The organism is Myroides oncorhynchi, from assembly GCF_020905415.1.
Lineage (GTDB): Bacteria > Bacteroidota > Bacteroidia > Flavobacteriales > Flavobacteriaceae > Flavobacterium > Flavobacterium oncorhynchi_A.
This window is the reverse complement of the sequence record NZ_JAJJMP010000001.1, coordinates 1,831,523-1,841,671: the sequence shown is the minus strand read 5'-3', so window position 1 is coordinate 1,841,671 and position 10,149 is coordinate 1,831,523. Positions and strand designations below refer to the sequence as shown.

Annotated in this window: 8 protein-coding genes; all 8 read right to left on the bottom strand. The window is 35.1% G+C overall.

The window, feature by feature from the left end; genetic code table 11:
• Positions 1-582, bottom strand: coding sequence for a Holliday junction branch migration protein RuvA (ruvA, locus tag LNQ81_RS08150; protein ID WP_229945786.1), 582 nt, complete (start codon positions 580-582; stop codon positions 1-3).
• Positions 583-677: 95 nt separating this feature from the next.
• The gene (locus LNQ81_RS08145; RefSeq protein WP_229945784.1) at positions 678-2,957 is read right to left on the bottom strand and encodes an NADP-dependent malic enzyme; all 2,280 of its coding nucleotides are present in this window, start codon (positions 2,955-2,957) and stop codon (positions 678-680) included.
• 64 nt (positions 2,958-3,021) lie between these two features.
• A complete protein-coding gene (gene queG / locus LNQ81_RS08140) occupies positions 3,022-3,948 on the bottom strand; it encodes a tRNA epoxyqueuosine(34) reductase QueG (protein ID WP_229945780.1) in 927 nt (308 codons plus the stop codon).
• A 24-nt stretch (positions 3,949-3,972) separates the two neighbouring features.
• Positions 3,973-5,001, bottom strand: coding sequence for a Holliday junction branch migration DNA helicase RuvB (gene ruvB, locus LNQ81_RS08135; protein WP_229945777.1), 1,029 nt, complete (start codon positions 4,999-5,001; stop codon positions 3,973-3,975).
• A gap of 244 nt (positions 5,002-5,245) precedes the next feature.
• A complete protein-coding gene (locus LNQ81_RS08130; RefSeq protein ID WP_121964930.1) occupies positions 5,246-7,048 on the bottom strand; it encodes a cytochrome c oxidase subunit I in 1,803 nt (600 codons plus the stop codon).
• Positions 7,049-7,076: 28 nt separating this feature from the next.
• Positions 7,077-8,243: a cytochrome c oxidase subunit II gene (locus tag LNQ81_RS08125; protein ID WP_229945775.1), complete on the bottom strand. Its 1,167-nt coding sequence runs from the start codon at positions 8,241-8,243 to the stop codon at positions 7,077-7,079.
• A 17-nt stretch (positions 8,244-8,260) separates the two neighbouring features.
• Entirely contained in the window at positions 8,261-9,568 is a 1,308-nt protein-coding gene (locus LNQ81_RS08120; RefSeq protein WP_229945774.1) for a TroA family protein, read from the bottom strand.
• A gap of 31 nt (positions 9,569-9,599) precedes the next feature.
• Positions 9,600-10,148, bottom strand: coding sequence for a c-type cytochrome (locus LNQ81_RS08115; protein WP_229945772.1), 549 nt, complete (start codon positions 10,146-10,148; stop codon positions 9,600-9,602).
• Position 10,149 lies beyond the last annotated feature (1 nt).

The following is a 10,149-nucleotide window of genomic DNA, read 5'->3' as shown; positions in this document are numbered from 1 at the left end:
TTATAAATTTTTTAAAGCTTGTTTAATGATGAATTCAACTGATGCATCAGGATCTTGTTTAATAATCTTATCTACAACCTTTTCAGCCGATTTACGCACAAAACCCAATACTTCTAAAGCTGATAACGCTTCATCTGCATTTGTATTGTTAATAATAGGAGAAACTTCATCGATATTATATAATTTTAATACCTTTTCTTGTAAATCTAGAATAACTCTTTGAGCAGTTTTAGCTCCGATTCCTTTTACTGATTGAATAGTCTTTACATCAGCTGAAGCAATGGCTTGTAGTAATTCCTTAGGAGCAATAGAAGACAACATATTACGTGCAGTATTACCTCCTATTCCTGACACAGAAATAAGCAATTTAAAAAGTTCACGTTCTATTTTATCTATAAATCCGAACAAGGTATGTCCGTCTTCTTTTATTTGGAGGAAAGTATATAATCTCAAATTCTCTGAGGAACCAATTTGAGAAAAAGTATGCAGGGAAATATGGATAAGATATCCTACTCCCCCGCAATCTATTACCACTTCAGTGGCAGTTTTTTCTACTAGGCGTCCTTGTATATGTGCTATCATTGTTATATCGTATTTTACATCAAAAATAACAATAAATATTAACTAATTAATAACAAATAATCAGTCGAGCAACTACTACTCAGAATACCAGTAATTTACTTCTTTTTACGATTTTCACGTACTTGAGCATCCACTACAGCTACAGCTGTCATATTTACCATTTCGTCAACGCTAGCACCTAATTGGAATACGTGAACAGCTTTATCTAAACCTAAAATAATAGGACCAATAGACGTTGCTTTGTTCAACTCTTTCAACATTTTGTAAGTAATGTTTGCAGAATCTAAGTTAGGGAAGATAAGTGTATTCACTTTCTTATCTACTAATTTAGAAAATGGGAATTTATTCTTCAACATCTCACTGTTAAGAGCAAAGTCTATTTGAATTTCACCATCAACTATCATTTCTGGAAATTGTTCGTGTAAGATACTAACTGCTTCTTTCATCTTAGTTGGTGAAGCGTTAGGTGCAGAACCAAAGTTAGCATAAGACAACATCGCTACAACTGGCTCCATACCAAACATACGAACTGTCTTTTCAGTCATCACAGCTATTTTAGCTAAGTCTTCTGCTGTAGGATCTGGGTTAATAGCTGTATCAGCTAAGAACATAGGTCCTCTTTTAGTCATCATTAAGTTTGTAGTAGCAACTCTACTTACTCCTTGAGCTTTAGGGATCAATTCTAAGATTGGTTTCACTACATTAGGATAACTGCGAGAGTATCCTGTCAACATAGCATCTGCTTGTCCTTCATTAATCAACATTGATGCGAAATAGTTACGCTCTAGCATTAATTTACCAGCATCATATAAAGTTACTCCTTTGCGCTTTCTTGTTTCCCAATAAGCATTTGCAAAAGCAGTTCTTCTCTCTTTTTGTTCATCCGATTTAGGGTCTATTATTTCAACTTCATCAGTAAACTCTATTTCTCTCTTAAGCTCTAATATAGTCTCTTTATCACCTAATAAAATAGGAGTTACCATACCTTCTTCATAAGCTATTTGAGCAGCTTTCAACACATCTAAATGATCTGCTTCAGCATAAACTACACGTTTAGGTTCAGTCTTAGCACGATTGATTAACATACGCACTAACTTATTATCTGATCCCATTCTTTCTTCTAAAGAAGATTTATACTCTTCCCAGTCAGTGATAGGAGATAATGCAATTCCACTTTCCATAGCTGCTTTAGCTACTGCTGGAGGAACGACAGAGATTAATCTAGGGTCAAATGGCTTAGGAATAATATACTCTCTACCGAAAGTAAACTTTGTCTCACCATAAGCTATGTTAACTTGTTCTGGCACTGGTTCTTTAGCTAACTTCGCTAAAGCTACTACAGCAGCCATTTTCATTTCTTCGTTTATCTTAGTTGCGCGTACATCTAAAGCACCTCTAAAGATATAAGGGAAACCTAATACGTTATTAACTTGGTTTGGATAATCTGAACGTCCAGTAGCCATAATCACATCCTTACGTGTAGAAGTTGCAAGGTTATAGTCGATTTCAGGTCTTGGATTAGCCATAGCAAATACTATAGGATTTTCGTTCATCCCTAATAACATTTCTGGTTTTAATACATCAGCAGTAGATAACCCGATAAATACATCAGCCCCCTTTAAAGCATCTCCTAAAGAGATATCTGTATCAACTGCAAACTCTCTTTGTAAATCAGAAATACGAGTATCGTCTTTTTTCAATACCCCTTTACTATTAAACATTTTGATATTCTCTTGTTTAACACCAAAAGCTACGTATAACTTAGCACAAGCAATAGCAGCTGAACCAGCACCAGACACTACCATAGTAACATCTTCCATTTTCTTACCTGCTAATTCCACAGCATTAATCAATGCTGCTGCCGAGATAATAGCTGTACCGTGTTGATCATCGTGCATTACAGGTATATCTAACTCTTCTTTTAAGCGTCTTTCAATTTCAAAAGATTCAGGAGCTTTAATATCCTCTAAGTTTATACCCCCAAAAGTTGGAGCAATATTTTTTACAGTTTCAATGAATTTCTCAACATCAGTAGTATCTACTTCAATATCAAAAACATCTATATCAGCAAAGATTTTAAACAGTAATCCTTTTCCTTCCATTACTGGCTTAGAAGCTTCAGGTCCGATATCTCCTAATCCTAATACAGCTGTACCGTTTGAGATAACTGCTACTAAATTACCTTTTGCTGTATATTTATATACATTATTTACATCGCTTGCAATCTCTAAACATGGCTCTGCCACTCCTGGTGAATATGCTAAAGCTAAATCTCTTTGTGATGAATACTTCTTTGTAGGAACTACTTGTATCTTCCCAGGCGTTGGTTCTGCATGGTACTTAAGCGCTTCTCTACGTAAACTATCTTTATTCATAAATTTACATTTAATGTGACGAACAAAGATAACCTTTTTGTCATACTATTTAGATTTACGGAATTCACTCCTTTAAAAATTGCATATTTCGCAACAACCCTTCGTATTTAGCCCTCTTTATTGCTGATTTTTTAAATATTTCATTAAAAGTCTCTTTCGTTAGTTCCTTCCATTCACGCTTTGAATAGTGTATTAACTCATTATTAGGAATAAATCTATCCTCTTTATGAGGTACTGCAAAGCGATTCCACGGACAAACATCTTGACAAACATCGCATCCAAACATCCAATTATCTAACTTCCCACTAAACTCATCAGGAATATCATCTTTTAATTCTATCGTCAAATATGATATACACTTGCTCCCATTAACAAGGTAAGGACTTTCAATAGCTCCTGTAGGACATGCATCAATACATTTAGTACAGGTGCCACAGTGATCTGTAGTAGGGCCATCTTCTTCTAATTCCAAATCAATGATCAACTCAGCTATAAAAAAGAAAGAACCACTCTTGCGATTAATAAGATTATTATTCTTACCTACCCAGCCCAATCCTGACTTAGCAGCCCAAGCTTTATCTAATACAGGTGCGGAATCAACAAATACACGACCACCTACATCACCTACTACACTCTCAATATAAAACAACAATTCTTTTAATTTATCTTTTATTACATAGTGATAATCCTCACCATAAGCATATTTAGAAATTTTAAAATTATCATCTATCTGCTTATCTTCAGGATAATAATTTAATGTAAGTGATACTACACTTTTTGCTCCTTCCACCAGTTTAGTAGGATCTAATCTCTTATCAAAATAATTTTCCATATAAGACATCTGACCGTGCATTTGATTATTCAACCATAGCTCTAATCGAGGTGCTTCTGTCTCTAAAAAACTAGCTTTCGAAATACCACAAGACGAAAAGCCAAGGCGTAATGCCTCGGCTTTTATCAAGGTAGCATATTTACTTTTATTTTCTATCATTTACCTAACAATGTAACTTACACACTACGAGTCAAATAATCCTCCTTGTGTACTCGCTTTCACACGACCTAGGTGAGTATAAGCTTTATCAGTAGCCTCTCTACCTCTAGGTGTGCGCAAAATAAACCCCTCTTGAATCAAATAAGGCTCATAAACCTCTTCTATAGTCTCTCCATTTTCTGACACTGCCGTAGCTAAAGTAGATAGTCCTACAGGCCCCCCCTTAAACTTATCAATAATAGTACTCAATATCTTATTATCCATCTCATCTAGTCCAAATGAATCTACATTTAAAGAATTCAATGCGTATTTAGAGATTTCTATATCAATACTTCCATTACCTTTTATCTGTGCGAAATCACGAACACGTCGTAATAAAGCATTAGCAATACGAGGCGTCCCTCGACTACGACCAGCTATTTCAATAGCAGCTTCTAGATCAATATGAACACCTAATATAGAAGAACTACGTTCTACAATAGTCGCTAATAACTCTTTATTATAATATTGTAACCTACTTTGAATACCAAAACGTGCGCGCATTGGAGAAGTTAAAAGTCCTGAACGCGTTGTAGCACCTACTAGAGTAAAAGGGTTTAAGTGAATCTGAACAGTACGTGCATTAGGTCCAGACTCTATCATAATATCTATCTTAAAATCCTCCATAGCTGAATATAAATATTCTTCTACAATCGGACTTAAACGGTGAATCTCATCAATAAACAAAACATCGCGCTCTTCAAGATTAGTCAACAAACCAGCCAAATCACCAGGTTTGTCAAGAACAGGTCCTGAAGTAATCTTAATTCCAACATCAAGTTCATTCGCTAAAATATTAGCCAACGTAGTCTTTCCTAATCCAGGAGGCCCGTGAAATAGAGTATGATCTAAGGCTTCCCCTCTAAGATTAGCAGCTTCCACAAAGATCTTTAGGTTCTCTAAAACTTGCTCTTGCCCCGCAAAATCATCAAATGACAGGGGACGCAATTTCTTCTCAACATCGATTTCCTCAGAAGAAAAGTGCTTATTCGTTGGGTTTAAATTCTCATTCATAGTACAAATATAATCCAAATATTAAACCCCAAATACGCGATAGACATATAAACGAAAAGTAATTCTACTAGATAAGTCTGAATTCGTGAAACAAGCATGCTAGACAATAGATTCAGAACTAAATAAAGAATTATGAAGTAGAACTATTTTGTAGTATTTTTCTAAAGAAATCTAGGGTAAAACCTACATCAACAAAAAAAGTCATCCTTTCGGATGACTTTTATATTTCGAATAAAATATTCTATTAATGATGTAATTGCTCTTCACCTTCAACGTAAGGCATATTTTGAGGAGCAAAGTCGTCTGGTAATCCAGGTTTACTATAGTCATAAGGCCATCTGTAAACAACTGGTAATTCTCCAGGCCAGTTACCATGAATGTGCTCTACTGGTGTAGTCCACTCAAGAGAGTTACTTCTCCATGGGTTCTGTGTAGCTTTTTTACCGTAGAAAATACTGTAAAAGAAGTTCCATAAGAACACTAATTGGAATGCTGCTCCAACTAAAGCAAATACAGTAATCAATACGTTTACGTCATAGAACTCATCAAATAACGGGAATGCCGTATTAGAATAGTAACGACGAGGTAAACCAGCTAATCCGATAAAGTGCATTGGGAAGAATACACCGTAAGCACAAACTGCAGTTACCCAGAAATGGATATAACCTAAGTTTTTGTTCATCATACGTCCAAACATTTTAGGGAACCAGTGGTAGATACCAGCAAACATTCCGTAAAGAGCAGAAATACCCATTACTAAGTGGAAGTGAGCGATTACGAAATAAGTATCGTGAACGTTGATATCTAGTGTTGAATCTCCTAAAATAATCCCCGTTAAACCTCCTGTGATAAACGTAGATACGAATCCAATACAGAATAACATTGATGGGTTCATTTGGATATTACCACTCCAAATTGTTGTGATATAATTGAACGCTTTTACTGCTGATGGAATTGCAATTAACAACGTTGTAAATGTAAATACAGATCCTAAGAATGGGTTCATACCAGATACGAACATGTGGTGTCCCCAAACGATTGTTGATAAGAAAGCAATACCTAAGATAGAAGCGATCATCGCACGGTAACCAAAAATTGGTTTACGAGCATTACAAGCAATTACTTCTGACGTAATACCCATTGCTGGTAAAATTACGATGTAAACCTCAGGGTGACCTAAGAACCAGAATAAGTGCTCATATAATACAGGTGATCCACCTTGGTAATGTAATACCTCTCCAGCTAAATAGATATCTGATAAGAAGAATGAAGTTCCAAAACTTCTATCAAATAATAATAATAAAGCTGCTGATAATAATACAGGGAATGATACGATACCAATTACAGCTGTTGTGAATAATGCCCACACTGTTAATGGTAATCTTGTCATTGACATCCCTTTTGTTCTTAAGTTAATAACTGTAGCAACATAGTTTAACGACCCCATTAAAGAAGATGCGATAAAAATTGCCATCGATACTAACCATAATGTCATACCCATCCCTGAACCAGGAATAGCTTTTGGCAATGCACTCAATGGAGGATAAACCGTCCAACCTGAAGATGCAGGTCCTCCTTCTACGAACAATGATATAATCATTAATACAGCAGAAATGAAGAATAACCAATAAGACAACATGTTTAAGAAACCTGAAGCCATATCACGTGCTCCAATTTGCAATGGAATAAGTAAGTTCGAGAACGTACCACTTAAACCAGCAGTTAAAACGAAGAATACCATAATAGTACCATGCATGGTAACTAGAGCTAGGTAAGCATCATTTTTCATAACTCCATCTGGAGCCATTTTATCACCTAATAACCATTTGAATACTGTAAAAGATTCTTCTGGCCAAGCGATTTGCATTCTAAATAAAAGAGACATTACAATCCCTATGATTCCCATAATAATACCTGTAATCAAGTATTGTTTTGCAATCATTTTGTGGTCTAAACTAAACACATATTTAGTAAAGAAGTTCCCTTTATCGTGATGATCATGATCATGTGAATGATCGTGATTGTTTTCGTGTCCTTCTACTGACATAGTATAGATTGTTTTTAATATGTGAGTTTTATTTTACTACTTGAGCGATAGCTTCTGTTTGTACTTCTTCAGTCACTACAGGAGCCTCTTCTACAGCAGGAGCAGGTTCATTACTTGCTTTTTCAGCAGCAACTTGCTCTTTTAATGTAGGAAGTCCTTTTAACCAAGCATTAAATTCTTCAGGAGTTTCTACCACAACTTTCATTTGCATGTTATAGTGTGATGCTCCACAGATCTTATTACATAACATTAAATAATCAAACGTATATGGATCTAAAGCTTCTTCTCCTTTTTTAATTAATTCTTGGCTTCTTTCAGCTCTAAGAGCATTAATATTACCCACTTTTTTAACAATTGCCTCACGACTTCTCATTTCCTCTGTAGTAACAATCGGAACGAAAGCAAATTGAGTAACCATACCAGGAACACAGTTCATCTGCGCTCTAAAATGAGGTAAATAAGCTGAGTGAAGAACATCTTGTGAACGGAACTTCAATACCACTTTTTTACCAACTGGTAGGTGTAATTCCTTAGCCATCATATCATCAGCAGCATTAGGGTCAGACATGTCTACACCAACTAAATTAACTCCTTCGATAAAACGTACGTTCGCTTTTCCTAATGTATTATCTGTACCTGAGTAACGAACATCCCATCCGAATTGCTTAGCGTAAACTTCAACAATAAGAACGTCTTCTTCCTCGTCAACAAACATAATATCATTCCAAGCAAACAATCCATAAAGAATCAAACCTGATAATGTAATTACAGGAATAATTGTCCAAAGTGCTTCTAACTTATCATTATCTGAAAAGAAACGAGCTTTTCTACCTTTTAATCCACGACCTTGGAATGCAAAGTAGTGTAGTAAAAACTGTGTAAAAATTTGAACAACTCCGATTAACCCCATTGAGATCCACATTAAATTGTCAACCTCTTTTCCGTGCTCTGACGCAGGGTTATCCATCAAAGGAAAACTTCCATACTCTACTAAACAGAAGATAGTAAAGATATAAATGAATCCTAAGAAAGCGAAAGTTAAATAACCATTGATGTTATTATCCTTCTCATTAGCGATCTCTGTAGAAATATCATCAGGAGCAGATCCAACTTGTGTTAAGTCAAAGATCTTTGTTAATTGCCATACAGCAATACCTAATAATACAACCGCAGCTAATATTAATAAACTTGTCATTTGTTTATTTTTAAATATTAATAGTGAAAATGTTTACTCTCTTCAATCAATGGGTTGTTTTTAGCCAATAATGGTGCTTTAGCAATCGAGCTAAATCCAACATAGATAAATAAACCTACGAAGAACATAAACGATGCTATCTCAGAAACACCAATAAACCAAGAACCTCCAACTGTACCAGGAGCAATCATCATAAAGAAGTCAATATAGTGACCTACGATAATACATGATCCTGCCATAACAACAATCCAAGTTAAACGTTTGAAGTCTGTATTGATCAATAATAATAATGGCAATAAGAAGTTCAATACTAACATTCCGAAGAATGGTAAATTATACTCTTGAATTCTAAAGATGAAGTAAGTTACCTCCTCAGGAATATTAGAGTACCATTGTAACATAAATTGTGAGAACCAAAGATAAGTCCAGAATATACTTAATCCAAACATAAATTTAGCTAAATCGTGAATATGGCTTGTATTAACATATTCTAAGTATCCTTTGTTCTTTAAGTAAAGAGTAACAAAAGCGATAGTTGTAATAGCTGTTACAAAGAAACTAGCGAATACATACCATCCGAATAATGTACTATACCAGTGAGTATCGATTGACATAATCCAGTCCCAAGATGCCATAGACTCAGTAACGATAAAGAATACTAAGAAAGCAGCAGAACCTTTAAATATCTTTTTGTAGTATGATTGATCACCTGTAGCATCTAAAGCTAAAGATTGTTTACGAACATACATTCTGTAGAAGTTCCATCCTGCTAAGTAAATAACTGCTCTAATCAAGAAGAAAGGTACATTTAAGTATCCTGATTTCCCCGCAATTAAATGATCAGCTTCTACCACAGCAGGGTCAGACCAAATAAACAAGTGATTACCTCCCATTACCGATACTACTAAAATCACGAAGAAAATAATAGAACCTGGTAATACATAAGCAGATAGTCCTTCCATAACTCTAAATAATACTGGAGACCATCCAGCACTTGCTGCGTTATTAATTGCGTAGAATACAAGTATACCTACTGCAACTAACATAACAAAAATACAAGCTATGTATAAAGCAGTCCAAGGTTTGTTTTTTAACTGCCCATATACGTGCTCTGCATGGTGATCATGGTCAGCTGAATCCGAAACAGAATGATCTGCAGCAGATACGTGATGCTCACCACCTTCATGATGAGCTTGCTCAGTTAAGATCTGCTTTACTTCAGCAAGATCTTTTGGCGCAGTTAAAAAACCATATGCAATCCCCATAAGCCCTAAAGCCATAAGGACGATTGCAAAAGTTTTTAAATTTTTTGAAAATGTGTACATATCTAAACTTTCAAATAAGTTTTACAATTTATTATTCTGATTTCAATTTTAAAACGTAATCCGTTACTAACCAACGCTCATGTTGAGTTAATTGATTAGCATGAGATCCCATCGCATTCAAACCATAAGTAATTACGTGATAAATTCCTCCTTCTGTAAGTTCTCTTTCTTTATAGTTAGGAACTCCTAAGAATTTCTCTTTTTTCACTAAATTACCTTTTCCGTCTCCAGCATCTCCATGACATACTGAGCAGTAAATTGTATACAACGTTTTACCTTTTTCTAAATCTTTCTCTTCAGCAGATAACGGAGACTTTAAATTTACTTTAGCCTCTGCTAAACCTTCAGGAGTATTTGCATACTCTTCAGGTGAAAATCCACGTGGTATAGATCCTTCAGCAGGTAATTGTCCTTCCTTACCATTTTTAAAAACTGTAGTAGGAACTTCAGAATATGTTTCATAAGCTGAAGATTCATACATATTAGCCATGAACTGATAATTTGGACGCTCTTTATTAAAACAAGAAGTAGTCAAAACTGATACTCCTACTAAAGCTACTATTTTATATATCGTTTTCATT

What these genes read in the sequence shown, in the direction of transcription:
- LNQ81_RS08145 (WP_229945784.1), bottom strand. Translation starts at nt 2,957, where the DNA reads ATGAATAAAGATAGTTTACGTAGAGAAGCGCTTAAGTACCATGCAGAA.
- LNQ81_RS08125 (WP_229945775.1), bottom strand. Translation starts at nt 8,243, where the DNA reads ATGACAAGTTTATTAATATTAGCTGCGGTTGTATTATTAGGTATTGCT.
- LNQ81_RS08115 (WP_229945772.1), bottom strand. Translation starts at nt 10,148, where the DNA reads ATGAAAACGATATATAAAATAGTAGCTTTAGTAGGAGTATCAGTTTTG.
- LNQ81_RS08130 (WP_121964930.1), bottom strand. Translation starts at nt 7,048, where the DNA reads ATGTCAGTAGAAGGACACGAAAACAATCACGATCATTCACATGATCAT.
- queG (WP_229945780.1), bottom strand. Translation starts at nt 3,948, where the DNA reads ATGATAGAAAATAAAAGTAAATATGCTACCTTGATAAAAGCCGAGGCA.
- ruvA (WP_229945786.1), bottom strand. Translation starts at nt 582, where the DNA reads ATGATAGCACATATACAAGGACGCCTAGTAGAAAAAACTGCCACTGAA.
- ruvB (WP_229945777.1), bottom strand. Translation starts at nt 5,001, where the DNA reads ATGAATGAGAATTTAAACCCAACGAATAAGCACTTTTCTTCTGAGGAA.
- LNQ81_RS08120 (WP_229945774.1), bottom strand. Translation starts at nt 9,568, where the DNA reads ATGTACACATTTTCAAAAAATTTAAAAACTTTTGCAATCGTCCTTATG.